This window comes from Epibacterium ulvae (assembly GCF_018678075.1).
Classification (GTDB): domain Bacteria; phylum Pseudomonadota; class Alphaproteobacteria; order Rhodobacterales; family Rhodobacteraceae; genus Epibacterium; species Epibacterium ulvae_A.
Window position 1 is genome coordinate 16155 of the sequence record NZ_JAHHIR010000095.1, and the last position, 25310, is coordinate 41464.

26 protein-coding genes and 1 pseudogene are annotated in these 25310 nt (G+C 58.0%); 1 reads left to right on the plus strand and 26 read right to left on the minus strand.

Translation table 11 applies throughout. The annotated features are described in order from the left end of the window. Positions 1 to 63: 63 nt before the first annotated feature. The 23 genes from nuoN to KMP13_RS18690 form a co-directional block, all read right to left on the minus strand. Positions 64 to 1503 (minus strand): NADH-quinone oxidoreductase subunit NuoN, encoded by a 1440-nt coding sequence (gene nuoN, locus KMP13_RS18580; protein WP_215267468.1) that lies wholly within the window; start codon positions 1501 to 1503, stop codon positions 64 to 66. Positions 1504 to 1518: 15 nt separating this feature from the next. Next, positions 1519 to 3069, minus strand: a complete 1551-nt coding sequence (locus KMP13_RS18585; RefSeq protein ID WP_215267469.1) for an NADH-quinone oxidoreductase subunit M — start codon at positions 3067 to 3069, stop codon at positions 1519 to 1521. Continuing rightward, the gene (gene nuoL, locus KMP13_RS18590) at positions 3069 to 5207 is read right to left on the minus strand and encodes an NADH-quinone oxidoreductase subunit L (protein ID WP_215267470.1); all 2139 of its coding nucleotides are present in this window, start codon (positions 5205 to 5207) and stop codon (positions 3069 to 3071) included. The genes KMP13_RS18585 and nuoL overlap by 1 nt, the downstream gene beginning before the upstream one ends. A 6-nt stretch (positions 5208 to 5213) precedes the next feature. Next, positions 5214 to 5519 (minus strand): NADH-quinone oxidoreductase subunit NuoK, encoded by a 306-nt coding sequence (gene nuoK, locus KMP13_RS18595; protein ID WP_005624625.1) that lies wholly within the window; start codon positions 5517 to 5519, stop codon positions 5214 to 5216. 4 nt (positions 5520 to 5523) lie between these two features. Further along, positions 5524 to 6126: an NADH-quinone oxidoreductase subunit J gene (locus tag KMP13_RS18600; RefSeq protein ID WP_215267471.1), complete on the minus strand. Its 603-nt coding sequence runs from the start codon at positions 6124 to 6126 to the stop codon at positions 5524 to 5526. Further along, positions 6123 to 6530: a carboxymuconolactone decarboxylase family protein gene (locus KMP13_RS18605; protein WP_215267472.1), complete on the minus strand. Its 408-nt coding sequence runs from the start codon at positions 6528 to 6530 to the stop codon at positions 6123 to 6125. Before KMP13_RS18605 ends, KMP13_RS18600 begins: the two co-directional genes overlap by 4 nt. Next, a complete protein-coding gene (nuoI, locus tag KMP13_RS18610; RefSeq protein ID WP_215267473.1) occupies positions 6527 to 7021 on the minus strand; it encodes an NADH-quinone oxidoreductase subunit NuoI in 495 nt (164 codons plus the stop codon). The genes KMP13_RS18605 and nuoI overlap by 4 nt, the downstream gene beginning before the upstream one ends. 1 nt (position 7022) lies before the next feature. Further along, on the minus strand, positions 7023 to 8060 hold the full coding sequence (nuoH, locus tag KMP13_RS18615; RefSeq protein WP_215267474.1) for an NADH-quinone oxidoreductase subunit NuoH: 1038 nt from the start codon (positions 8058 to 8060) through the stop codon (positions 7023 to 7025). A gap of 6 nt (positions 8061 to 8066) precedes the next feature. Further along, on the minus strand, positions 8067 to 8447 hold the full coding sequence (locus KMP13_RS18620; protein WP_215267475.1) for a hypothetical protein: 381 nt from the start codon (positions 8445 to 8447) through the stop codon (positions 8067 to 8069). Continuing rightward, a complete protein-coding gene (gene nuoG, locus KMP13_RS18625) occupies positions 8444 to 10429 on the minus strand; it encodes an NADH-quinone oxidoreductase subunit NuoG (protein ID WP_215267476.1) in 1986 nt (661 codons plus the stop codon). The genes KMP13_RS18620 and nuoG overlap by 4 nt, the downstream gene beginning before the upstream one ends. Positions 10430 to 10432: 3 nt before the next feature. Next, entirely contained in the window at positions 10433 to 10840 is a 408-nt protein-coding gene (locus KMP13_RS18630; protein ID WP_215267477.1) for a DUF5333 domain-containing protein, read from the minus strand. Positions 10841 to 10938: 98 nt separating this feature from the next. After that, the gene (locus tag KMP13_RS18635) at positions 10939 to 11298 is read right to left on the minus strand and encodes a hypothetical protein (RefSeq protein ID WP_251363950.1); all 360 of its coding nucleotides are present in this window, start codon (positions 11296 to 11298) and stop codon (positions 10939 to 10941) included. Positions 11299 to 11357: 59 nt separating this feature from the next. Next, positions 11358 to 12656 (minus strand): NADH-quinone oxidoreductase subunit NuoF, encoded by a 1299-nt coding sequence (gene nuoF, locus KMP13_RS18640; RefSeq protein ID WP_215267478.1) that lies wholly within the window; start codon positions 12654 to 12656, stop codon positions 11358 to 11360. Positions 12657 to 12681: 25 nt separating this feature from the next. After that, a complete protein-coding gene (locus tag KMP13_RS18645) occupies positions 12682 to 12897 on the minus strand; it encodes a DUF5337 domain-containing protein (protein WP_251363951.1) in 216 nt (71 codons plus the stop codon). 52 nt (positions 12898 to 12949) lie between these two features. Next, a complete protein-coding gene (locus tag KMP13_RS18650) occupies positions 12950 to 14092 on the minus strand; it encodes an NADH-quinone oxidoreductase subunit E (RefSeq protein ID WP_215267480.1) in 1143 nt (380 codons plus the stop codon). After that, positions 14092 to 15315, minus strand: coding sequence for an NADH-quinone oxidoreductase subunit D (locus tag KMP13_RS18655; protein WP_215267493.1), 1224 nt, complete (start codon positions 15313 to 15315; stop codon positions 14092 to 14094). The genes KMP13_RS18650 and KMP13_RS18655 overlap by 1 nt, the downstream gene beginning before the upstream one ends. Further along, on the minus strand, positions 15315 to 15920 hold the full coding sequence (locus tag KMP13_RS18660; protein ID WP_215267481.1) for an NADH-quinone oxidoreductase subunit C: 606 nt from the start codon (positions 15918 to 15920) through the stop codon (positions 15315 to 15317). Before KMP13_RS18660 ends, KMP13_RS18655 begins: the two co-directional genes overlap by 1 nt. Positions 15921 to 15944: 24 nt before the next feature. Continuing rightward, a complete protein-coding gene (locus KMP13_RS18665) occupies positions 15945 to 16478 on the minus strand; it encodes a NuoB/complex I 20 kDa subunit family protein (protein WP_215267482.1) in 534 nt (177 codons plus the stop codon). Then, on the minus strand, positions 16469 to 16834 hold the full coding sequence (locus KMP13_RS18670; protein WP_215267483.1) for an NADH-quinone oxidoreductase subunit A: 366 nt from the start codon (positions 16832 to 16834) through the stop codon (positions 16469 to 16471). The genes KMP13_RS18665 and KMP13_RS18670 overlap by 10 nt, the downstream gene beginning before the upstream one ends. Before the next feature lie 237 nt (positions 16835 to 17071). After that, positions 17072 to 17854, minus strand: a complete 783-nt coding sequence (locus tag KMP13_RS18675; protein WP_215267484.1) for a crotonase/enoyl-CoA hydratase family protein — start codon at positions 17852 to 17854, stop codon at positions 17072 to 17074. A gap of 15 nt (positions 17855 to 17869) precedes the next feature. Continuing rightward, complete coding sequence (locus KMP13_RS18680; RefSeq protein ID WP_215267485.1) at positions 17870 to 18724, minus strand: hydroxymethylglutaryl-CoA lyase; 855 nt, start codon at positions 18722 to 18724, stop codon at positions 17870 to 17872. A gap of 9 nt (positions 18725 to 18733) precedes the next feature. Further along, positions 18734 to 20677: an acetyl-CoA carboxylase biotin carboxylase subunit gene (locus tag KMP13_RS18685; protein ID WP_215267486.1), complete on the minus strand. Its 1944-nt coding sequence runs from the start codon at positions 20675 to 20677 to the stop codon at positions 18734 to 18736. A 14-nt stretch (positions 20678 to 20691) separates the two neighbouring features. Beyond that, the gene (locus KMP13_RS18690) at positions 20692 to 22296 is read right to left on the minus strand and encodes a carboxyl transferase domain-containing protein (RefSeq protein ID WP_215267487.1); all 1605 of its coding nucleotides are present in this window, start codon (positions 22294 to 22296) and stop codon (positions 20692 to 20694) included. Between the two features lie 170 nt (positions 22297 to 22466). Between KMP13_RS18690 and KMP13_RS18695 the strand changes: the two genes are divergently transcribed. Beyond that, positions 22467 to 23072: an OmpW/AlkL family protein gene (locus tag KMP13_RS18695; RefSeq protein ID WP_215267488.1), complete on the plus strand. Its 606-nt coding sequence runs from the start codon at positions 22467 to 22469 to the stop codon at positions 23070 to 23072. Positions 23073 to 23128: 56 nt separating this feature from the next. Here the strand turns inward: KMP13_RS18695 and KMP13_RS18700 are convergent, their stop codons facing one another. The 3 genes and pseudogenes from KMP13_RS18700 to KMP13_RS20725 form a co-directional block, all read right to left on the minus strand. Beyond that, positions 23129 to 24289: an isovaleryl-CoA dehydrogenase gene (locus KMP13_RS18700; RefSeq protein WP_215267489.1), complete on the minus strand. Its 1161-nt coding sequence runs from the start codon at positions 24287 to 24289 to the stop codon at positions 23129 to 23131. A 143-nt stretch (positions 24290 to 24432) separates the two neighbouring features. Further along, positions 24433 to 24717, minus strand: coding sequence for a hypothetical protein (locus KMP13_RS18705; protein WP_215267490.1), 285 nt, complete (start codon positions 24715 to 24717; stop codon positions 24433 to 24435). 448 nt (positions 24718 to 25165) lie between these two features. Continuing rightward, positions 25166 to 25310 (minus strand): annotated as a pseudogene (locus tag KMP13_RS20725) (IS481 family transposase); the annotation flags it as partial.

Below are 25310 nucleotides of genomic sequence, written 5' to 3' on the forward strand. Positions count from 1 at the left end.
CCACTCCTCATACAAAAGGCCCGGTCGCGTGACCGGGCCTTTTTAAGTTGCCTTAAGCTGTCATCAGTTGACAAGGGCTGTCGCCGCCGACAATGCCGCACCTTCGATGCCAAATTGGTATATCACGCCCACCACCATCAGAAGTGCCGAAGCAGAGAGCGCCACGCCCAAAATGGGGGAGCCTTTTGCTTCAACCTCGGCGCCTTCGGCCCCGAAGTACATGAAGTAGACGATACGCAGATAGTAGAAAGCACCGATCACGGACGCCACCGCAGAGGCAATCACAAGGCCTGTCAGACCCGCATCAACACCCGCGCGCCATACGCCGTATTTGGCAAAGAACCCAAGCATCGGCGGCACACCGGCCAGCGAGAAGAACAGCACCAGCAGCGCCAGCGCCTTGCCCGGCTCTTTCTTGGAGAAGAGGTTCAGCGCGTTGATGTCGGTGACGGGTTTGCCGTCTTTTTCCATCATCAAGATGAAGGCAAAGGTGCCAACGTTCATGGTGATATAGATCACCATATAGGTCAGCATCGCAGCGACACCAGCCTCGGTCCCGGAGGCCAGGCCGATCAGGGCATAGCCCATATGCGCGATCGAGGAATAAGCCATCAGACGTTTGATATTGCGCTGACCAATTGCGGCAACCGCGCCCAGGAACATCGACAGAACTGACAGCACTGCGATCACCTGCTGCCAGTCACCGATGGCGGCGCCAAAGGCGTCAAACATCAGGCGGGCAAACAGCGACATGGCGGCCACTTTTGGTGCAGTCGCAAAGAAGGCTGTGACCGGCGTGGGTGAGCCTTCGTAGACGTCCGGCGTCCACATGTGGAACGGCGCGGCGGAGACTTTGAATGCCAGACCCGAAATCAAGAACATCAGACCAAAGAGCAGCCCGATGGTAACCTCACCATGTTCGGCAACTTGGATGATGCCTGCGAATTTGGTGGTGCCCGCAAAGCCATAGACCAGCGATGCGCCATACAGCAGCAGACCGGACGACAGCGCGCCGAGCACAAAATACTTCAGACCAGCCTCGGTGGATTTGGCACTGTCACGACGCAGCGAGGCAACCACATAAAGCGCCAACGACTGCAGTTCCAGACCCATGTAGAGCGACATCAGATCGCCGGCCGAGACCATCATCATCATGCCGACAACCGACAGGGCCACCAGCAGCGGATACTCGAACCGCAGCATATCGCGGCGGGTCATATATTCCTGGCCGATCACCAGAACGATGGCCGCCACAATCAGGATCGCTGATTTCGAGAACCGCGCAAAGGCGTCGTCCACGAACATGCCGTTGAATGCAACATTGGTGCCTTCGGGCATGCTGGCGATCACGATGGCCAGAATAACCATCAGCGCGGCGGTGGCCCAGACCAGGACACCCGCCAGTTTGTCTTTGACCGTATAGACAGCGCCCAAAAGCGCGCCCATGGCAAAGAGCGCCAGAATAATCTCTGGCAGGATAACGGAGAGATCAGCTTGGATCATCTGCCTTGCGCTCCTTTAGTGCGAAGCAATCTGGGTCGCGACAGGAGACGTATCCGCAGCGGCCAGAGATTGGTTAACATTGTCGACCAGCGCCGCAGTGGACGGGCTGATGATATCGGTGATCAGCGCAGGATAGACACCCAGGATCAGGGTCATCGCCACCAGCGGTGCAAAGATGAACTTTTCGCGTGCGTTCATGTCGGTGATCGTCTTGAGGCTTTCCTTGATCAGATCGCCAAACACCACCCGGCGGTAAAGCCACAGCGCATAGCCTGCGGACAGGATCACGCCAGAGGTCGCAACAAAGGCCACCCAGGTGTTGGTCTGGAAGATCCCCATCAGGGTTAGGAATTCACCGATGAACCCCGAAGTGCCCGGCAAGCCCACATTGCCCATGGTGAAGAACATAAAGATCAGCGCGAATGCCGGCATCCGGATCACCAGACCGCCATAGGCGTCGATGTCGCGGGTGTGCATCCGGTCGTAGATCACGCCCACACAGAGGAACAGCGCCGCCGAGATGAAGCCGTGGCTCAGCATCTGGAAGATCGCGCCGTCAATGCCCTGCTGGTTCATCGCAAAGATACCCATGGTCACAAACCCCATGTGGGCAACCGATGAGTAAGCGATCAGCTTTTTCATGTCTTCTTGGATCATCGCCACCAGCGAGGTGTAGACAATCGCAATCGCAGACATCCACAGGATCATATTGGTCATCACCTCAGCACCGACGGGGAACATCGGCAGCGAGAAGCGTAGGAAGCCGTAGCCGCCCATTTTCAACATGATCGCCGCCAAAACAACAGAGCCCGCGGTTGGCGCCTGAACGTGCGCATCCGGCAGCCAAGTGTGCACCGGCCACATTGGCATCTTTACCGCAAAGGAGGCAAAGAAGGCCAGGAACATCAGCGTCTGCATGCCGCCGACAACATGAATGCCCAGCACATTAAACGATCCAGCAGAGAAGCTGTGCGCCAAAAGCGCTTCGATATCAGTGGTGCCCGCGTCGGTGTACATCGCCACCATCGCAACCAGCATCAGCACCGAACCGAAGAACGTGTAGAGGAAGAATTTGAATGAGGCGTAGATCCGGTCCTTGCCACCCCAGATGCCCACAATCAGGAACATCGGGATCAGGCTGGCTTCGAAGAACAGGTAGAACAGCACCAGGTCCAGCGCCATGAACACGCCCAGCATCATGGTTTCCAACAGAAGGAAGGCGATCATGTATTCTTTGACACGCGTTTTGACTTCCCAGCTGCACAGGATGGTCAGTGGCATGACGAAAGTGGTCAGAAGGACAAACAGAACCGAGATCCCGTCAACGCCCATCTTATATTTCAGTCCCATCAGCCAGTCGCGCTCTTCCAGGAACTGAAAGCCGGTGTTGGAGGGATCGAATTGGAAGTAAAGGCCAAGGCTCACCAGGAAGGTGATGGTGGTCGCAAACAGCGCCACGTATTTGGCATTGCGTTGAGCCGCCGCATCATCGCCGCGCAGGAACAGGGCCAAGATGACCGCTGCCAGCGCCGGAATGAAGGTGACGATTGAAAGGAGATTGTCCATCAGTGCGATCCTCCGCCGATCGACATCCAGGTGACCAGAGCGACAATGCCCAGCACCATCCAGAAAGCGTAGGTGAAAATGAAGCCCGACTGTGCACGACCGGCGAGGCGGGTGAAGTAGGGGATAACGCCCATGGCCAAACCGTTCAGGAAGCCGTCAATGGTGCCGCCATCGCCGCGTTTCCACAGGAAGCGTCCCAGTGCCAGAGCAGGTTTGACAAAGATCGCGTCATAGAGCTCGTCGAAATACCACTTGTTCTTGAGGAACTGGTACAGCGGCTGCTGCTGCTCTGCCAGACGTTTGGGCAGATCCGGTTTCACGATGTAGAACAGATAGGCAAGCGCGAAGCCCAGAACCATTGCGATGAAGGGCGAGACCTTGACCCATTTGGGCGCGGCATGTGCTTCATCCAGGATGTGGTTGTCCGGTGCCATATAGAGCGCGCCCTCACCCGGTTTGCCCGCAAAGACATAGTGGTGATCGCCACCATGCGCGTCGCCATGGTCGTCCGCTTGTGCGTCGCCGTGATCGTCTGCATGGGTATCCGTGGCGGCGTGATCATCGCCATGCGCTTCACCCTGTGCGGAGGCTTCGGCGACGGGGATACCGTAGAATTTGCCAACTTTATCCGCGTGGCCGAAGAAGCTGCCGTACCAGATCATACCGGCCAAAATCGCACCCACGGCCAGAACACCCAGCGGGATCAACATGACCAACGGGCTTTCATGGGCGTGTTCGTGGGTATGCTTGTTGCCGCGTTCCTCACCGTAGAATGTCAGGAACATCAGACGCCAGGAATAGAACGACGTCATCGCAGCCGCCATCACCAGCAACCAGAAGCCATACATCGACCCACCTGCATAGGCGCTCTCGATGATCGCATCCTTGGACAGGAAGCCCGCAAAGCCGATCGGCAGACCGCCAAGCGTGATCAACGGAATACCGACACCGGTGATCGCCAAGGTGCCGATCATCATCGCCCAGAAGGTATAGGGGATCTTTTTACGCAAGTTGCCATAGTTCATCATGTCCTGCTCGTGGTGCATCGCATGGATGACCGAGCCCGCGCCCAGGAACAACATCGCCTTAAAGAAAGCGTGCGTGAACAGGTGGAACATCGCGGCGGAATACATGCCAACACCAGCGGCCACAAACATATAGCCCAGCTGTGAACAGGTCGAATAAGCGATGACGCGTTTGATGTCGGTCTGGACCAGACCAATGGTCGCGGCAAAGAATGCGGTGGTCGCGCCCAGCACAGTGATAAAGGCAGTCGCTTGCGGCGCCACTTCCATCAGCGGCGACATACGGCAGACCAGGAAGACACCGGCGGTAACCATGGTCGCCGCGTGGATCAGCGCCGAAACAGGGGTCGGACCTTCCATCGCGTCCGGCAGCCAGGTGTGCAGGATCAACTGCGCCGATTTACCCATGGCACCGACAAACAGCAGGAAGGCCAGCAGGTTCGCGGCATTCCACTCGGTCCACAGGAAGGACACGGTGGTTTCGGCCAACATCGGTGTCGCGGCAAAGATGTCGCCAAAGTTGATGCTGTCGGTCAGGAAGAACAGACCAAAGATACCCAGCGCAAAACCAAAGTCACCTACACGGTTGACGATAAACGCTTTCATTGCCGCCGCACCAGCCGATGGCTTGCGGTAGTAAAAGCCGATCAACAGGTAGGAGGCAACGCCCACACCTTCCCAGCCAAAGAACATCTGGACCAGGTTGTCAGAGGTCACCAGCATCAACATCGCAAAGGTAAAGAACGACAGGTAAGCAAAGAAGCGCGGCTTGTAGCTCTCGCCCTCTTTCCACTGTGGATCGTGATCCATGTAGCCAAAGGAATAGAGGTGCACCAGCGACGACACGGTGGTGATCACGATCAGCATGATCGTGGTCAGACGGTCAACGCGGAACTGCCAAGAGGTTGCAAGCGAACCACTTTCGATCCAGCGCAGGATCTCGATGATGCGGGTCTCGCCATCAAACGACAGGAAGGTGATCCAGGACAGCAAAGCGGTCAGGAACAGCAGCGCAGTCGCGGTTACGATCGCCGCTTTTTCGCCAATGAACCGATGGCCAAAGCCGCAGATCAAGGCCCCGACAAGCGGAGTAAAGAGAAGGATGGTTTCCATGACGCCTTAGCCCTTCATCACGTTGATGTCTTCGACAGCGATAGTGCCGCGGTTACGGAAGAAGCAGACCAAGATCGCCAAACCAATCGCAGCTTCGGCAGCCGCAACGGTGAGGACGAACAGGGTAAAGACCTGCCCGACCAGATCGCCCAAGAAAGAAGAGAAGGCAACCAGGTTGATATTCACGGCCAGCAGCATCAATTCGATGCTCATCAGCAGGATGATGACGTTCTTGCGGTTCAGGAAGAGCCCGAAGATGCCGATGACGAACAAAGTCGCCGCGACGGTAAGATAGTGTTCAAGACCGATCATGTTCTCAAAGCCCCTGCCCCGGTTTGATGTCTTTCAGTTCCATCGCTTTGGCCGGGTCGCGGTACATCTGGGCCAGTACATTCTGGCGTTTGACGTCCTGGCGATGGCGCAGGGTCAGAACGATGGCGCCGATCATGGCAACCAACAGGATCAGACCCGCGAGCTGGAACAGAAGGAAATATTGGTCATAAATGATAAGGCCCAAGGCCTCGGTGTTGTGTTTGTCGACCGGTGCAGGCTGGGCCAGCAGGTCGGCAGCCGCGGGTGCGGTCTCCCATGCGCCGTAGGCCATGACGAATTGCATCAGGATCACAAGTCCGATCAGCAGCGCCAGCGGCATGTATTTCGCCATCTCGGCCTTCAGCTCGGCAAAATCCACGTCCAGCATCATCACCACGAAGAGGAACAGCACCGCCACCGCACCGACGTAGACGATGATCAGCAGCATAGCGACAAATTCCGCCCCAAGGAGCACAAACAACCCGGCCGAAGAGAGAAAGGCCAGGATCAGCCACAGCACCGAATGGACCGGCTGGCGGCTGATCACAGTGAACAGCCCGCCGGTAATGGCGCTTATGGCGAAGAGGTAAAAGGCAAATACGCTCATGTCTCATCGTCCCTTTTGTCGTCCATGACCTCTTGCGCCAAATCCAGCGCCCGGTTCATGGCCGGAATGCCGGCAAAAACCGACATCTGTCCGATCGTTTCCACGATCTCTTGTTTCTTCGCGCCCGCTTCGAGCGCATGTTTTACGGTCTGGCGCAGGGCGGCATCCGCCTGTGCGCCTTGGCAAATCAAACCGGCCAGTGTCAGCAGCAGCCGGGTTTTGGCATCCAGCCCGTCTTTGTTGACGGTGTTGCCAAACATCATTTCCATGACTTCTTTGGGCATGGTGGGCCAGAGCCCTTCGAACCCTTTGGGCGAGAAATCCTCAAGCGCTGGGTTCAGCGCTTTGGCCATCTCTTGTGCCTGGGCCATCATGGCCTCAAATGGGTTCTTAGGCTCGGTCATCGGTAAGGCGCATCCAGTTCGAGGTTGCGCGCGATCTCTGCTTCCCAACGTTCCCCGTTCGAGAGCAGTTTTTCTTTGTCGTAAAACAGCTCTTCGCGGGTTTCGGTGGCAAATTCGAAATTCGGACCCTCAACAACCGCATCCACCGGGCAGGCTTCCTGACAGAAACCGCAGTAGATGCATTTGGTCATGTCGATGTCATACCGCGTGGTACGGCGGCTGCCATCTTCGCGGGGTTCCGCGTCAATGGTGATCGCCTGTGCCGGGCAGACCGCTTCGCAGAGTTTACAGGCAATGCAGCGCTCTTCGCCGTTTGGATAACGACGCAGCGCATGCTCACCGCGAAAACGCGGGCTGAGCGGGCCTTTTTCATGCGGGTAGTTCAGCGTCGCCTTGGGGGCGAAGAAATACTTCATCCCCAGTTTGAAGCCGACCCAGAAATCCTGAAGCAGGAAATATTTGACGGCGCGGGTGTAATCGATCTGAGTCATATCAGCCCCCTACGCTCCAGCGGGCATATGCCCCCCAGAACCAGTCGAATTTTGCAGCAAAGGCAACAAACACCACCCAGGCCAGGGAGAACGGAAGGAAGACCTTCCAACCCAGGCGCATCAGTTGGTCGTAGCGGTAGCGCGGGGTGATCGCTTTTACCATTGCAAAGAGGAAGAAGAAGAATGCCATTTTGGCAACCATCCAAAACCAGCCATCCGGCAGGAATGGGATGGGCGACAGCCAGCCACCAAAGAACAGCAGCGAGGTGAGCGCGCACATCAGGAAGATAGCGATATACTCACCGGCCATGAACAGCAGAAACGGAGTCGAGGAGTATTCAACCTGGTAGCCCGCAACCAGTTCGGACTCCGCTTCGGGAAGGTCGAACGGTGGGCGGTTGGTTTCCGCCAGGCAGGAGATGAAGAACAGGAAGACCATCGGGAAGTGCGGCAGCCAGTACCAGTTGAACAGGCCAGCTGAGCCTTCCTGAGCAAGGACCACATCGCCAAAGTTCATCGAACCGGTGGAGATAATCACACCGACGATGATCAGGCCGATGGAGACTTCATAAGAAATCATCTGCGCTGCAGAGCGCAAGCTGCCCAAGAACGGGTATTTGGAGTTTGACGCCCAACCGCCCATGATCACGCCGTAAACTTCCAGCGAAGAGATCGCAAAGACATAGAGGATCGCGACGTTGATGTCTGACAGAACCCAGCCATCGTTGAACGGGATCACCGCCCAAGTGATCATCGCCAGAACAAAGGACGCCAGCGGGGCCAGCATAAAGACGGTGCGATCGGCACCGGCCGGGATCACAACTTCTTTGACCACATATTTCAATGCGTCTGCCACAGTTTGCAGCAGGCCAAAAGCGCCAACTACGTTGGGGCCCCGGCGCATCTGCACCGCCGCCCAGATCTTGCGGTCGCCGTACACCAGAAACAAAAGCGAGATCATGACAAAGGCAACAACGGCAAGTGTTTGTGCCACTATCAGAACAGCAATGCCGCCTGGGGTGTTAAAGAAATCAGCCATAGGTCCTCACACCGTGGGTATTCCGTTAGCCTCGCAATCCGCGACCACGACTTCGGCGTCGATGGTGCGCAAACCGCGCGGGAGAGACGGGGAGATGGTATAGACCGCATCTGCGCTCCAGATACCACCTTGTTGTTTCAAATTTGTGCGCAGGTGACGGGCAAAGCCGTAGCCACGGATCAACGCATATTGCGCCGCTGCACATTCCGCATACATGTCGACATCGTCAGACCCGCGTGCGCCGGTCATCTCGACATTGAACTGCACCAGATCCCCATTCAGCAGACGTGTTTCCACACCCCGGTAGCCGGGCTTGAACTCCGCCTGACGGCCTGCTTCTGCACAGCCCGCCAAAGCGATCAGAGATATGATGCCCGCGCGGATCACTCTGCTGCGATCTGCTCGTTTGTCAGGGCTTTGGCTTGCGCCGACAGCTCTGCCATCAATTGCGATGCGCGCGCGATTGGGTTGGTCAGGTAGAAGTCCCGAACCGCAGGCATAAAGTCTGCTTTGCCCAGTTTTTCGACCGCCAGCGCCGCGCCTTCGTTTGCAACCACTTCGTCGATCTTGGCGAGATGCGGCACTTCGGCGATCAGTGCGTTGCGCAGTTGGGCCAGACTGTCAAACGGCAGTTTGGCGTCCAGCTCCGCAGACAGCGCGCGCAGGATGGCCCAGTTTTCCTTGGCCTCACCAGGGGCAAACCCGGCTCGCATCGCCAGCTGCGGGCGACCTTCGGTGTTCACGAACAGGCCGTTTTCTTCGGTATAGGCGGCACCCGGCAGGATCACATCGGCGCGGTGGGCGCCCAGATCACCGTGGCTGCCCTGATAAATCACAAAGGCTCCGGAATCGATTTCGACTTCATCCGCACCAAGGTTATAGATGACCTCGGCACCCTCAACCGCAGCGGCAACGCCGCCTTCGGTTGCGGCACCAATGTCCATCGCACCTACACGGCTTGCGGCAGTGTGCAGAACCAGCATCTTGCCACTCAGACTTTGGGCTTTGGCGAGAACCGCCAGACCGTCCGCTTCGCGCAGCGCGCCCTGGCCAACGATCACAATCGCCTCGTCCGACACCTCAAGCGTCTCCAATGCGGCGCGGTCGCTGCCCAGATGCTCATAGTCAAACGTCAGATCAACCGCAGGGCCGACCAGTTTAACGTCCGTGCCGTTCAGCCAAGCCTTACGGATACGTGCGTTCAGAACCGGTGCTTCGACGCGAGGATCGGTGCCGATCAGGATGATTTCCTTGGCGGTATCCACGTCCTCGATGGCGACATTGCCGACATAACCCAGACGATTGCCAAGCGGCAGACGCGCGTTATCTGTGCGACATTCAACCTTGCCACCCAGACCTTCGACCAGTTGTTTAAGCGCATATGCGGCCTCTACCGAGACCAGATCGCCGATCAGACCGGCAATTTTCTTGCCTTTGGTCGCGGCGGCAACCGCGGCCAGCGCTTCGGGCCAGGATGCGGGCTTCAGCTTGCCATCAACACGCACGTAAGGGCGGTCCAAACGTTGGCGACGCAGGCCATCCCAGACAAAACGGGTTTTGTCCGAGATCCATTCTTCGTTCACGCCATCATGGTTGCGCGGCAGGATACGCATCACTTCGCGCCCTTTGGTGTCCACCCGGATGTTGGAGCCAAGCGCGTCCATCACGTCGATGGTTTCGGTCTTGCTCAACTCCCAAGGACGCGCAGTAAAGGCGTAAGGCTTGGAGGTCAGAGCGCCAACCGGGCAGAGATCAATGATATTGCCCTGCAGGTTCGACTGCAACGTCTGGTTCAGATAGGACGTGATCTCGGCGTCTTCGCCGCGACCGGTCTGGCCCATTTGGGTGATGCCTGCGACCTCGGTCGTGAAACGCACACAGCGGGTGCAGCTGATGCAGCGGGTCATGGTTGTGGCAACCAATGGCCCCAGATCCAGATCGTCGCTGGCGCGTTTGCCTTCTTTGAAGCGCGAACCTGCTATACCATAGGCCATTGCCTGGTCTTGCAGGTCACATTCACCGCCCTGGTCACAGATCGGGCAATCCAGCGGGTGGTTGATCAGGAGAAACTCCATCACGCCTTCACGCGCCTTTTTGACCATGGGCGAGTTGGTTTTCACCTTTGGCGCTTGGCCTTCGGGACCGGGGCGCAGATCCTTTACCTGCATCGCGCAAGAGGCGGCAGGCTTTGGTGGACCGCCGACGACTTCAACCAGACACATGCGGCAGTTGCCGGCAATCGACAGGCGCTCATGGTAGCAGAAGCGCGGGATTTCAATGCCCGCCTCTTCGCATGCCTGGATAAGGGTCATCGCCCCATCCACCTCAATCTCGTTTCCGTCAATGTTGATCTTGCGGAGGTCAGACATGGTCTATTTCGCCCTCAGTAAAACGCCGATCGCGCTGTTGTTCTTAATTTCTGCGCGACCGTACGCACAGAACGTTTCCGGTTGGTCAAAAGACACGCCATTTTGCGTCAAAAGCCGTTCGCCCTTGGCACGCATGCGCGCTTTCTCGGCCTTGGAGTCCACATGGGCGCGGATCTCCTTGTCCGAGTAACCCAATTCATTCGCCCGTGCCTTGAGCCGGTGCAATTCGCCAAGCCCTTTCATGTAACGGGCTCCGATGCTGTCGCAGTGGTCGGCCACTTCTTTGGCCACAGCGACAGCAAACAGCGGGTTCTCAATCTCTGCCACATCCCGCAGAGGGGGCTTTGCAGCCGCCCATTGCGGTGCAATCACCGCAACAACAGAGGCCAAACATACAGTCGCAACACGCATCACTTTCTCCTTCATATCGGAGACATGAGCAGGCAGCGATCCGCGATCCGTATTCAATAACGACACGCCCAAAGCGTCGGGATATGACGTAAATCCGCTCACGCGTCGCAGGTCCCGGTGTAGACCGCATCATCACCTTCCAGAAGCAGCGCCTGTTCGGGATCCATCGGATCAACCGGCCAGGCGATGTCCGACAGGCCGTAGTTTTCGATGCAATAGGTTGTCGCTTCGTGAAGAACCGCCTGACGCGCACCTTCTGTGGATTGCAGCGCGTTTTTCACCACAACTTCGAACCGCGCTAGGGAGTCCTTTTTGTCGATTGCTTTGGAGGAGGTTCGAAACGGCACACCGTCAAAGCGCAGGCGTTTGTCACGCGCGGTCACGCTGCCACAGCTTGCCAGTCCAAATCCTGCACAGAGCATCGCTGTTGCGATCCGATATGCCTGCTGTCGTGCCATTCTGACTCTCGTCCTCAATTCCTGACCCTAGGCCCGTTCTGGACCAGATCGCCTTCTTATTACTCAGCCGCCATCGCGCCCATACGGCCCGACTTTTGTGCTTTGATACGGTCTTCGATTTCCTCGCGGAAGTTTTTGATCAGACCCTGGATCGGCCATGCAGCCGCATCACCCAACGCACAGATGGTGTGGCCTTCGACCTGTTTGGTCACATCCCACAACATGTCGATCTCTTCCAGTTCCGCCTCGCCTTTGACCAGACGATCCATCACGCGATACATCCAGCCGGTGCCTTCGCGGCACGGCGTACACTGGCCGCAGCTTTCGTGTTTGTAGAAATAGCTCAGACGCGAGATGGCTTTGATGATGTCGGTGGATTTATCCATGACGATCACCGCCGCCGTGCCAAGGCCCGAGCCCAGCTCACCGCGCAGGTAGTCAAAATCCATGATCGCATCGCGCATGTTTTCACCGCGCACACAAGGCACCGAGGATCCGCCAGGGATCACCGCCAGCAGATTGTCCCAACCGCCGCGAATACCGCCGCAATGTTTCTCGATCAGCTCTTCGAACGAAATCGACATCGCCTCTTCAACCACACAAGGGTTGTCGACGTGGCCAGAGATCGCAAACAGTTTGGTGCCCGCATTGTTGGGACGGCCAAAGCCTGCGAACCATTCGGCGCCGCGACGCAAGATGGTTGGCACAACAGCGATGGATTCCACGTTGTTCACCGTAGTCGGGCAACCATACAGACCCGCACCCGCCGGGAACGGCGGCTTCATGCGTGGCATGCCTTTCTTGCCTTCAAGGCTTTCGATCAACGCGGTTTCTTCACCGCAGATATAAGCACCGGCACCGTGGTGCAGGAAGACGTCAAAGTCCCAGCCAGAGCCCGCCGCGTTCTTGCCCAGAAGGCCCTTGTCATAGGCTTCATCGATGGCCGCCTGCAGCGCCTCGCGCTCGCGGATGTATTCGCCGCGCAGGTAGATGTAGCAAGTGTGGGCATTCATCGCAAAAGAGGCGATCAGCGCACCTTCGATCAGCGTATGCGGATCGTGGCGCATGATTTCGCGGTCTTTACAGGTGCCCGGCTCGGATTCATCGGCGTTGATGACCAGATAGGACGGGCGACCGTCGCTCTCTTTGGGCATGAATGACCATTTCAGACCGGTTGGGAAACCCGCACCACCGCGACCACGCAGACCGGAGTCCTTCATGGTCTGGATGATCCAGTCGCGCCCCTTCTCGATCAGGCCAGCGGTGCCGTCCCAATGGCCACGGGCCTGCGCGCCTTGGAGCGTGCGTTCGTGCATACCGTACAGGTTGGTAAAGATCCGGTCCTGGTCCTTCAGCATGTCTGCCTACCTTTGGTTCTTTCGTTCACTGGCCCTGACGCATGCGCCAGAGTTGAAAAATATTGACCATTGCATAAATCAATCCCGCAAGCGCTGCGAAATCAAAGAGCAAGGCGTATCGCCCCGGCAGCCCCAGCGCGGGGCCAACAAAGAGCGACAGGATCAGCCAGATGCAGATGGTGGCCGCGATCACGATCGCGATGTGCCGCCCTTTTGCTGCGATGGCTGCGTCCTTATCCAAGCTCACATGGTCCTATCTGTCGTGCCCTGCCCCGTTGATGGAGCAAAGCGGTTCATTCGTCGTAAATGCCGTCTTTTTTGGCTTTTTTGGCAAATTCAGTCTCTTCGCCGACGGCCAGTTTCTTGGCTTGCTCAATCCAACCGTCGCGTTCGATGCGACCTTTGAATTTCAGACGGCTATCAACCCAAGCAACCTCAGCCTCGGTCCAGGCGGCAACCTGATCAAAATGGAAAAAGCCCAGCTCGTTCAGGGTCTCTTCCAATTTGGGGCCAACCCCTTTCAGAAGCTTCAGATCATCTGCCTTGCCACCGCGCGCCTCTTTCAACGTCTCGGGGGCCGCTTCGGCAACTTCAGCTTCGACCTTCTTGGGCTCAGCTTTCTTGACCTCGGCCTTTTTGGCTTCCGCCGCTTGCTTCACCGCAGGTTTCGGTGCATCGGGGGCTTTGGGCGTGGGCTCAGCCGCAGCGCGACCGGCAACAACGCCATCCTTGCCGACCCAAGGGGTCAACAGCGGAACTTCGTCACCCTGGATGCGCTTGACACCTTCCTTGATGTCCATCTGCAATTGAACCGATGCGTTATACTGCGTCTTGCCGCTGTCGTATTCGGTCAAAGAGGTCAGGCCAGATTTCGGCTCAGCCGCGTAACGGCCGTTTTGGGGACCCGGTGTGACCAGCTTGCCCGCCGCCAGATCGTCCAGCATCTTGCCAAAGCCATCCGCGGTCAGATCTTCGTAGTAGTCTTTGCCGATCTGCGCCATCGGAGCATTGGTACAAGCACCCAGACACTCCACCTCTTCCCAGGTAAACTTACCATCTTCGGACAAAGTATATGGCTTGGGTGCGATCTTTTCCTTGCATACCGCAATCAGATCTTCAGCGCCACAAATCATGCAGGACGTGGTGCCACAGATCTGAACATGTGCAACAGAACCCGTGGGTTGCAGTTGGAACATGAAGTAGAAAGAGGTCACTTCGAGAACGCGGATATAGGCCATGCCCAGCATATCAGCAATCGCTTCGATTGCGGGTTTGCTGATCCAGCCTTCCTGTTCCTGCGCGCGCCACAGTAGAGGGATCACAGCAGAGGCCTGACGCCCCTCGGGGTATTTGGTCACTTGCGCCTCAGCCCAGGCCTGGTTGGCGGGCGTGAAAGCAAAGCTTTCGGGTTGTTCAGAGTGCAGACGGCGCAGCATTAGCGGTCGATCTCCCCAAATACGATATCCATGGTGCCGATGATGGCAGCGACGTCAGCCAGCTGGTGTCCGGTTGCCATGTGATCCATGGCTTGAAGATGCGGGAAGCCCGGTGCGCGCAGCTTGGCGCGGTAAGGTTTGTTAGAGCCATCTGCGACCAGATAAACGCCAAACTCGCCCTTGGGGGCTTCGACTGCTGCGTAGATCTCACCCGCAGGGACGTGGAAACCTTCGGTGTAGAGTTTGAAGTGGTGGATCAGGCTTTCCATCGAGGTTTTCATGTCACCACGTTTCGGCGGAGACAGTTTACCACGCGTCATCACGTCGCCAGTGGCTTCGCGCAGCTTATGGATCGCTTGACGGATGATCGACAGGGACTGGCGCATCTCTTCCATACGGCAGAGGTAGCGGTCATAGCAGTCGCCGTTTTTGCCAACCGGGATCTGGAAGTCGAATTCATCGTAGCATTCATAGGGCTGCGCACGACGCAAATCCCAAGCCAGACCAGAACCGCGCACCATCACGCCAGAGAAGGCATATTTCTGGATGTCGTCTTCGGTGACAACACCGATGTCGCAGTTACGTTGTTTGAAAATCCGGTTTTCTGTCAGCAGCCCGTCGATATCTTCCAGAACATTGGGGAATTCGATCGCCCATTCTTCGATATCGTCCAGCAGATCATCTGGCAGATCCTGGTGCACACCACCGGGACGGAAATAAGCTGCGTGCAGACGCGCGCCACAGGCCCGCTCATAGAACACCATGAGCTTTTCACGTTCCTCAAAGCCCCACAGCGGCGGGGTCAGCGCGCCCACGTCCATCGCCTGGGTGGTCACGTTCAGGATGTGGTTCAAGATACGACCGATTTCGGAATACAGCACCCGGATCAGCGAGCCGCGACGGGGCACTTCCACGCCGCAGAGTTTTTCAATCGCCAGACACCATGCATGTTCCTGGTTCATCGGCGCCACATAGTCGAGGCGGTCGAAATACGGCAGGTTCTGCAGGTAGGTGCGGCTTTCCATCAGCTTTTCGGTGCCACGGTGCAGCAGGCCAACGTGCGGATCGCAGCGTTCGACAATCTCACCGTCCAGTTCAAGCACCAGACGCAGCACGCCGTGTGCCGCCGGGTGCTGAGGACCGAAGTTGATGTTAAAGTTACGGATTTTCTGCTCGCCGCTCAGGGCGTCGACGCTACCGTCGTCAAACTTGGAGCCGTCCATCATTTCGCGCCCTCTTTCTCGTCACCGGGGAGGATGTATTCGGCACCTTCCCATGGGCTCATGAAATCAAACTGACGATATTCCTGAACCAGTTTCACCGGCTCATAGACCACGCGTTTTTGCGCTTCGTCATAGCGTACTTCGGTGTAACCGGTGGTCGGGAAATCCTTGCGCAGCGGGTGGCCACGGAAACCATAGTCCGTCAGCAGGCGGCGTAGGTCCGGGTGGCCTGTGAACAGGATACCGAACATGTCAAAGACTTCGCGTTCAAACCAATTGGCCGATGGGTGCACATCCACAATGGAGGCCAGCATCTCATCCTCGCGCAGGCACACCCGCAGGCGGACGCGCTGGTTCGTGTACATCGACAGGAAGTGGTAGACCACGTCGAACCGTTTGGTCCGCTCGGGGTAGTCCACCGCCGTGATGTCCACCAGGGTCGAGAATTTGCATGCCGCATCGGACAGCAGAAATTCCACAAGCCCCACAATATTGCTGGGCTTGACGTTGATCGTCAGCTCACCATGGGTCACATCCCAGGCCAGAACGCATTCGGGGCGTTTGGCTTCGATCTGTGCGCCAAGCTCGTTTAGTGCTTCAGTCATTTCAATCACTCCAACCCAAGCCGATCAACGCACCAAAGTGCCGGTGCGGCGGATCTTACGTTGCAGCTGCATCAGACCATAGAGCAGCGCTTCGGCTGTCGGAGGACAACCTGGCACATAAATATCCACGGGAACCACACGGTCACAGCCACGCACAACCGAGTAGGAATAGTGATAGTAACCACCGCCATTGGCGCAGGATCCCATCGAGATCACATAGCGCGGCTCTGGCATTTGGTCGTAGACCTTGCGCAGCGCCGGGGCCATTTTATTGGTCAGCGTGCCCGCAACGATCATCACGTCCGACTGGCGCGGGGAGGCGCGCGGTGCGATTCCAAACCGTTCACAGTCGTACCGCGGCATCGCCACGTGCATCATTTCAACCGCGCAGCACGCCAGACCAAAGGTCATCCAGTGCAGCGAGCCGGTGCGGGCCCAGTTGATGATATCTTCCGAGGAGGTCAGCAGAAAACCTTTGTCCTGCAACTCGGTATTGAGGGCCTGGGTGACAACTTCCTTGTCGACGCCTGCGCTGTTGGCTCCGGTCATCACTCCCATTCCAGGGCTCCCTTCTTCCACTCATAGGCAAAGCCGATGGTCAAAACGCCCAGGAACACCATCATCGACCAAAAGCCGACGTCGCTGATATCCTTGAACCCAACGGCCCAGGGAAACAGGAATGCAATTTCCAAGTCAAAAATGATGAACAGGATCGACACCAGATAAAATCGTACGTCGAATTTCATCCGGGCGTCATCGAATGCGTTGAAACCACATTCATAAGCACTGACCTTCTCCGGGTCTGGATTGCGTACAGCGAGCACAACCGCTGCAAGAATTAGCACAATTCCAAGCCCGACCGCGATGGCCAGAAACACGAGGATCGGGAGGTACTCCCGCAACATCTCTTCCACGAGTGGCTCCTTTCCGCGCACGCAGATTCTTGCGCGCCGTCAATTGGCGTGTTGACTTGGCCTGTGTCTACCCCCGTGCCACATGAGCGTCAACCAACGCATGGTTAATAGCTAACCGTTATTTAAGCGAAGCGGCCACTAAGCCTCGCATTGATATTTCAGAGTGTTTTCATAGGATTAGTCACAGCCGTTAATTTCGCCCAAGAGCGCAGAAAAAAGGCGCGACTTTTCAATAATTTACCTCCTCCAAGGGGGTGCAGCCTTGTTAAAGAATGCGGCAATACCCGCCTCAGCTTCGCCGCTTTCCCAACACTGGGTCAATGCGTCAATTGTGCGCAATATTACCGTTTCATCGACGGTAACGCCCAGCTCACGGATCATTTTTTTTGCAGCGGCGATGGCTTGAGGGGCACAAGCAAGGCAGTGAGTCACTTCTTGCTCGATTTCGGCAGTCAAAGAGTCGCGCGAAACCACGCGAGTCAGCAGATTGAAGCTAAGCGCTTCCTCTGCCTCAAATATTCGTGCGGACAAAATGACCTGCCGCGCGCGGGCCTCGCCAATTTTGGCAATAACATAGGGCCCAATCGTCGCCGGGATCAGGCCAAGGCGGGTTTCGGTCAGGGCCAATTTTGCGCCCTCCACCCCGATGGCGACGTCACAGATAGCAATCAGCCCGACGCCGCCGCCAAAAGCATTGCCCTGCACCGCGCCAATCACCGGTTTGGGCAGTGTGTTCCATCCCAGCAGCATCATCGCTAAAGCGCGCGCCTCGCGGTGCCGCGTAGCGGCATCAGACGCAACCTGCGCCTGCATCCAGCCCAGATCCGCGCCGGCGCAAAAACTTTTGCCAGCCGCTGCCAACACAACCACACGCACATTTTGGTCATCGGTCAGATCCGCCGCGACCTGTGTCAGCTCTGCGATCATCTGCGCCGACATGGCATTGTGTTTTTCGGGACGGTTCAAGGTCACCGTCGCCACGCCGCGCGCGTCGATTTCGATCGTCAAAGTCTCTGGCATCTCTTGCTTCCTTAGTTACGCGGCGCGCAGCCCTTTGGCAAAGCTGGCCACCTGATCCAGAACGTCCTGATCCAGCCCGGTTTCAAAGCCAAGCCGTACCAGATGGGCGTTCAAATCCTCGGTCGCGACATTGCCGGTGGCCCCCAGCGCATAGGGACAGCCGCCCAACCCGCCAATCGCCCCGTCAAACACGCGCACTCCCAGCGCCAGGGCGCAGTCGACATTGTCCAGCGCATGGCCATTGGTGTCGTGGAAATGCCCTGCCATACGCCCCACCGGCACATAGTCGCGCACCGCCAGGATCATCCGCGACACGCTGTCGGGCGTGCCCCGCCCCAATGTGTCGCCCAGTGAAATTTCATAGCAGCCCATGGCAAACAGCTGATCGGCGACCCGCGCCACGTCACCGGGATCCACCGTTCCGTCATGGGGGCAGTCGGTCACACAAGAGACATAACCGCGCACGGGCAGATCAATATGGCGCGCGTCGTCCAGGATCGGGCGGAACCGCGCCATGCTTTCGGCAATCGTGGCGTTCACATTGGCTTTGGAAAACCCTTCGCTGGCTGAGGCAAAGACCGCGATCTCATCCACGCGGGCCGTAACCGCAACGCCATATCCTATCATATTCGGCACAAGAGCGGCGTAGCGTGTTTTGGAGGTGCGGGTGATGGTCGCCAGCACCTTGTCGGTCTCTGCCATTTGTGGCACCCATTTCGGAGAGACAAAGCTGCCCACTTCGATCCGGCGAAACCCGGCGTCCGACAGCTGATCGACCAGCGCAATTTTCTGTGCCACCTCAATTGGCTGCGGTTCGTTTTGCAAGCCATCGCGCGGGCCTACCTCAAAAATCTCGACGCGCTCTCCCATGCCACCCTCCTATGGTGTCTCCTCTGCCGCGACCAATTGGATCAACGGTGCTCCAACTGTAACCTGATCCTGCGCTTTGACTAGAACCTCTTTGACAACCCCGTCGCGGGCAGCCAGCAGGGCGTGTTCCATCTTCATCGCTTCCAAGATCGCAAGTCGCTCGCCCTCCTTCACTGCCTGGCCCGGCTTCGCAAACAACGCCTTGACCAGACCGGGCATTGGCGCGGCGATCACCGCGTCATCGCCGCCTGCGCGGGAGTGCCGGTCAAGTGGATCAGTCACATCAAACACGACCACGGTCGCACCAAAGACGGTGATTTGCGTGGCGCTCTTGACCGCATCAGGCAAGGGCTGCCCGTTCGCCAACCACTGCCCGCCAGACCGCTGCACCGTGATCTGCGCACCGTCGACACGCCATATCTGCCGCTCGGGTGAGATGACCGAGACCCAGGCATCATATTCCTGATCGCCCGAGGACAAATGCACGCGCCGCTCCAACGGTGCCCAGAGGGTGAAGCCCGTGTGGTGTCCTTCATTGGTGAGCCCCAACAAAGCCTGTCCAGCGGCGATGATCTGCGGGGCAGTGATAATCGGTTCAGGGACCAACTGCGCCCGGTCCCGTTCGATCAGGCCTGTGTCCACCTGACCGGCGGCAAATCCCGGATGCGCACATAGCGCGGACAGAAAGGGCAGATTGGTGGTCACCCCGGCGATCTGTGTCTTGGCCAGGGCCTGTCGCATCCGCGACAGCGCGATGGCGCGGGTCTCGCCATGTACCGTCAGTTTGGCAATCATCGGGTCATACCAGGGGCTGATCTCATCCCCGCCGCGCACCCCGCTGTCTACCCGCGCGCCTTTGGCAAAAGCCACATGGGTCAGCTGCCCGGTGGCTGGCAGGAAGCCGGCGGGCACATCCTCGGCATAAATACGCGCTTCAAACGCATGGCCCGTGATGGACAGGTCATCCTGTGTCACCGGCAGCGGCTCCCCGGCGGCGACACGCAGTTGCCAGGCAACCAGATCGACGCCGGTGATCGCTTCGGTCACGGGATGTTCGACCTGTAGGCGGGTGTTCATCTCCATAAACCAGAACCGATCCGGGCGCAGACCGTCAGAGGCGTCGACGATAAACTCCACCGTCCCTGCGCCCGCGTATCCGATACTCTCAGCCGCGCGCACCGCTGCTTGCCCCATCGCCTGGCGCATCTCATCGGTCATGCCAGGGGCTGGCGCTTCCTCGACCACTTTCTGATGGCGCCGTTGCAGCGAACAGTCGCGTTCAAACAGATGCACCGCACGTGTGCCATCGCCAAAGATCTGCACCTCAATATGGCGCGGTTGTTGCACGAATTTCTCGATCAACACCGCCGGGTTGCCAAAGGCTGTCTGCGCCTCACTGCGCGCTGAATGCAAAGCGTCACTGAATGCGGCCACATCTTCGACCAAACGCATGCCTTTGCCGCCGCCGCCCGCAACCGCCTTGATCAATACGGGATAGCCGATGTCCGCTGCCGCCTGTGCTAGATGGTCGGGGTCCTGATTTTCACCGTGGTATCCCGGCACAACCAGCACGCCGGCGGCTTCCATCTTGACCTTAGCGGCGTCTTTCAGACCCATCGCGCGGATCGCCGTGGCAGAGGGCCCGATAAAGACCAGCCCCGCAGCTTCCACCGCGTCCACAAAATCCGGGTTCTCTGACAGGAAGCCATAGCCCGGGTGGATGGCCTGCGCACCGCTGGCCCGCGCGGCCCCGATGATCCGCTCGCCCAGCAGGTAGCTGTCTGCAGGGGCCGCGCCACCGATGTGATAGGCTTCATCGGCCATCTGAACATGCAACGCACCCTTGTCCGCGTCCGAATACACCGCGACGCAGGTCACCCCCATGGGCTGCGCGGTCTGCATGATCCTGCAGGCGATCTCTCCCCGGTTGGCGATCAGGATTTTGTCAAACATTACTTCTCCTCCCATCACATCCGGAACAGGCCAAAGCGTGTCTCTTCGATCGGCGCATTCAGCGCCGCGCGCAGCGACATTGCCAGAACCGTGCGGGATGCACGCGGATCAATCACCCCGTCATCCCAAAGCCGCGCTGAGGCGTAAAGCGGGTGACTTTGCCGCTCAAACATCTCTAACGTCGGCTGTTTGAACGCGGCCTCTTCCTCAGTGCTCCATGTCTCCCCTGCCCGCTCCAATGCGTCGCGTTTGACGGTGGCCAAAACGCCCGCCGCCTGCGCGCCGCCCATGACCGAGATCCGACTGTTCGGCCAGCTCCACAAAAACCGCGGTGAATAGGCACGACCGGCCATACCATAATTGCCGGCCCCAAAGGAGCCACCGATCAATAGCGTGATTTTGGGCACTGACGTTGTGGCCACTGCTGTGACCAATTTGGCGCCATGGCGCGCGATGCCCTCATTTTCATAGGCTTGCCCAACCATAAAACCGGTCACATTTTGCAGAAACAGCAGAGGGATGCGCCGCTGCGCGCACAACTCGACAAAATGCGCGCCCTTCTGCGCCGCCTCGGAAAAGATCACCCCGTTGTTAGCCAGAATGCCCACTGGACAGCCATCGATATGGGCAAAACCTGTGACCAGCGTTTCGCCAAACCGTGCCTTGAACTCATCAAAGCGGGAGCCATCGACCAGCCGCGCAATCACTTCGCGCGCATCATAGGGCGTACGCAGATCGGCAGGCACCACGCCAAGGATCTCTTCGGGATCATAAGCCGGCGGTTCCGGGTTCTGCCAGGCCACGGTTTCGGGTCGTGTCCGGTTTAGGGATTTCACCGCGCGGCGCGCCAGTGCCAGCGCATGGGCGTCGTCTTCCGCTAGGTAGTCCGCCACGCCAGACAGGCGCGTATGCACATCACCGCCGCCCAGATCCTCGGCCGAGACGACCTCCCCCGTGGCGGCCTTGACCAAGGGGGGGCCGGCCAGAAAGATCGTGCCTTGATCGCGCACAATGATCGACACATCGGACATGGCCGGCACATAGGCGCCGCCCGCAGTGCAAGAACCCATAACAACGGCGATCTGGGCTATGCCCTTGGCGCTCATCCGGGCTTGGTTGTAGAAGATCCGGCCAAAATGGTCGCGATCGGGAAAGACCTCATCTTGATTGGGCAGATTAGCCCCACCACTGTCGACCAGATAGACGCAGGGCAGATGGTTCTCCTCGGCTATTTCCTGGGCGCGCAGGTGTTTCTTGACCGTCATCGGATAATAGGTGCCGCCTTTGACGGTAGCATCATTGCAGACCACCATCACATCTTGCCCGTGGATCTGACCAATCCCGGCAATCACCCCAGCGCAGGGGGCAGCGCCGTCATACATACCATGGGCCGCTGTGGCTCCGATCTCAAGGAAGGGCGCGCCGGGGTCGAGCAGTTCTGCCACCCGGTGGCGGGGCAGCATTTTGCCCCGTGCGGTGTGACGTTTGCGGGATTTTTCGCCGCCACCAATCTGTGCGTGGTCTGCAGCCGATGCGATTTCCTCTAGCATCGAAAGATGCGCTTGCCGGTTGTCCTGAAAGATTCGGGATCGGGGTTGCGCCTGTGATTGCAACTTCATGTCTCGCTCCCCTCGCCCAATGCCCCTTGCGCGCATTCATGCATTGTCGCCGCAGGTTTTTTATTTCCAAAACAAATGGTTAAAGCGCGTTTTGGTTGATCTAAATCAGTGTCGCGCCCCGATTTCGGAACCATGTTCTCGGCATCACAAGAACAAGAGGGATTAGATCCATGACTCGTATGATGACCGCGCTGTGCCTTGGTGTTGCCAGCTTGGCCGTTGCTGCCCCGGCGTTCGCCCAATCCAAAGGCGACTGGACCCTTGGTGTTGGTCTGGTCAACGTGAACCCGAAATCCGGCAATGGCACGTTGGCCGGGTTGGAGGCCGATATTGACGACGCAACCGCGCTGCAGTTCACCGCCGAATATTTCGTCGCCGACAATATCGGGATCGAGCTTTTGGCCGCATCGCCGTTTGAGCATGACGTCCATCTGGCGGGTCTTGGCTTTGCCGGATCGGTGAAACAACTGCCACCCACCCTCTCGGTCAAATACCACTTCCCGACGCAGAGCAATTTCAAACCCTTTGTCGGCCTTGGCCTGAACTATACCACTTTCTTTGAGGAAGAATCTCCGCTTGGCACCTTGGAGCTGGATGACAGCTTTGGGCTTGCCGCAACCGTGGGCGCTGAATGGCTGGTAGGAGACAGGGGCGCGATCCGTCTGGACCTGCGCTATATCAATATCGAATCCGATGTCAGCCTGAACGGCAGTGAAATCGGCACCGCCGAGATTGATCCGGTCACCATCGGCGTCGCCTATGTGCATCGCTTCTGATCTTTGCTGATCGGGAACGGGCGCGTCTGTCAGGCGAGCCCGTTTTTGCAGCACACTCATTGCTGCGCCATCAGTTCGCGCCCGATCAGCATGCGCCGGATCTCACTGGTGCCTGCTCCGATCTCCATCAGCTTGGCATCGCGAAACAGACGGCCCACCGGGTTGTCATTCAGATAACCCGCACCGCCGAACGCCTGCACCGCCTGATGCGCCTGCGTCATCGCAACCTCGGACGCATAGAGACAGCATCCTGCCGCGTCCTGCCGTGTGACCGTGCCCGCATCGCAGGCCTTTGCGACCTCATAGGTATACGCGCGCGCTGTGTTCAGCGCGGTATACATATCCGCGATCTTGGCCTGCATCAGTTGGAAGTTTCCGATCGGTTCGCCGAACTGTTTGCGCTCCTTCACGTACGGCATGACCTCATCCAGACAGGCAGCCAGAATGCCGGTGCCAATGCCCGCCAGCACCACCCGTTCGTAATCCAAGCCCGACATCAGAACTGCAACGCCGTGCCCTTCCTCGCCGAGGATGTTTTCAAACGGCACTTCCACATCGTCAAAGATCAGCTCAGCCGTGTTGGAGCCGCGCATGCCCAGCTTGTCAAAATGCGGCGAGGTTGAAAATCCTGTCATCGACTTTTCAACAAGGAAGGCGGTGATGCCACGCTTGCCTGCGTCCGGATCCGTTTTGGCATAGACCACCAGCGTGTCAGCATCCGGGCCATTGGTGATCCAGTATTTGTTGCCGTTCAGCACAAAGCGGTCATTGCGCTTTTCAGCCCGCAGGGACATCGAAACGACATCTGACCCAGCTCCAGCCTCGGACATGGCAAGCGCCCCGACATGGGAGCCATCGCAAAGACTGGGCAGGTATTTCGCCTTTTGCGCGGGAGACCCGTTGCGCTTGATCTGATTGACGCAAAGGTTGGAATGCGCCCCATACGACAACGAGACCGAGGCGCTGGCCCGCGCGATCTCCTCCACCGCAACCACATGCGCCAGATAGCTCATGTCGGAGCCGCCAAATTCCTCGGGCACCGTAACCCCCAACAGGCCAAGCGCGCCCATCTCGGACCACAGGTCAGCAGGAAACTGATTGCTGCGGTCTATCTCAGCCGCTTTCGGTTTTACCCGCTCCTGCGCCCAGCGATGCACCACCTCGCGCAGAGCATTCACATCCTCACCAAGATCAAATCGCATGCTTGCGGTAAACATTGACCTCTCCTCCAAACCAAAGGGCACACCGCCGCCATTATTGAACGACTGTTCATTTATCCGCGAAGGCCGGCACACTCGTCAAGCCCGAGTGAATATGACGTTAGGTCACAGGCAAGGTGTCATAGGTTTAGCGCGTCGCTTTAGTTTGTTGTAATGGACACTAAAAGTTGCAGCAAATGTATCGGTGTAAAGGCAGGATACTCCAAAGTGCATGCGGCGTCATAACCTTCTGGACCAGCCAAAGTTCCAAAGCCATCGTATTGACCCAGCGACCACATTGCCCCGACAACCTGATGGTCAGGTCCAAGCGCTTCCAGAGCGGTTCTCATAGCGATCATTTCGTTCCACATGGGTGACGGGGTATTATCATTGCCGTAAGGCCCGCCAGACTGACGATCAGGACGCCGCCAGTCCTGCGTATTCATCAGACCCGATCCGACGTCACCTAGCGCCAGGATTACCAAGGGGCGGCCGCGCGCGGCTGACCATTCCACCAGTCAGGACCCAACCGCACGCACAGGCGACATCCGTGCTGCGCCGTCAGCGCCAATTACCGATTCGATCATCGGGAAAGGCACGTGGCGCTCTGCACCGACCGTGGAGGAAGAGGCCCTGAGGCAAGCCAAATACCAAAAGCGCAGATCATATGGAATTTCGCGATTGGCAGCGGTCACAAATTCCGAGGTTGCGCAGGTTGAATTGCTATCGCCTCCGAAAATGAACACGTCACTGCCCATTAGTTTTATTGCGCACTGATTATCCGGCCTCGCCTTCGATTGCGCAACCGGCAATGCCTTGGATCGCTGCCTCCAAACCAGATGACCCGTTCACGGAAGCGGGCGATCGCCCACTTTGAACACAGTACCGGCGCAACTAGTTGTTCAGTCCCGGCATCTGGTGGATCGGGTCGATGATGAATTGATCTGGCTGTGAAGTCCAGATTTTGCAGATGTTTTCGCAGGGCGTGAGGCTGCTGCGCGTTTTGTGTCTGCGGGAAAAGGTGTCGGCAGCCATGAAG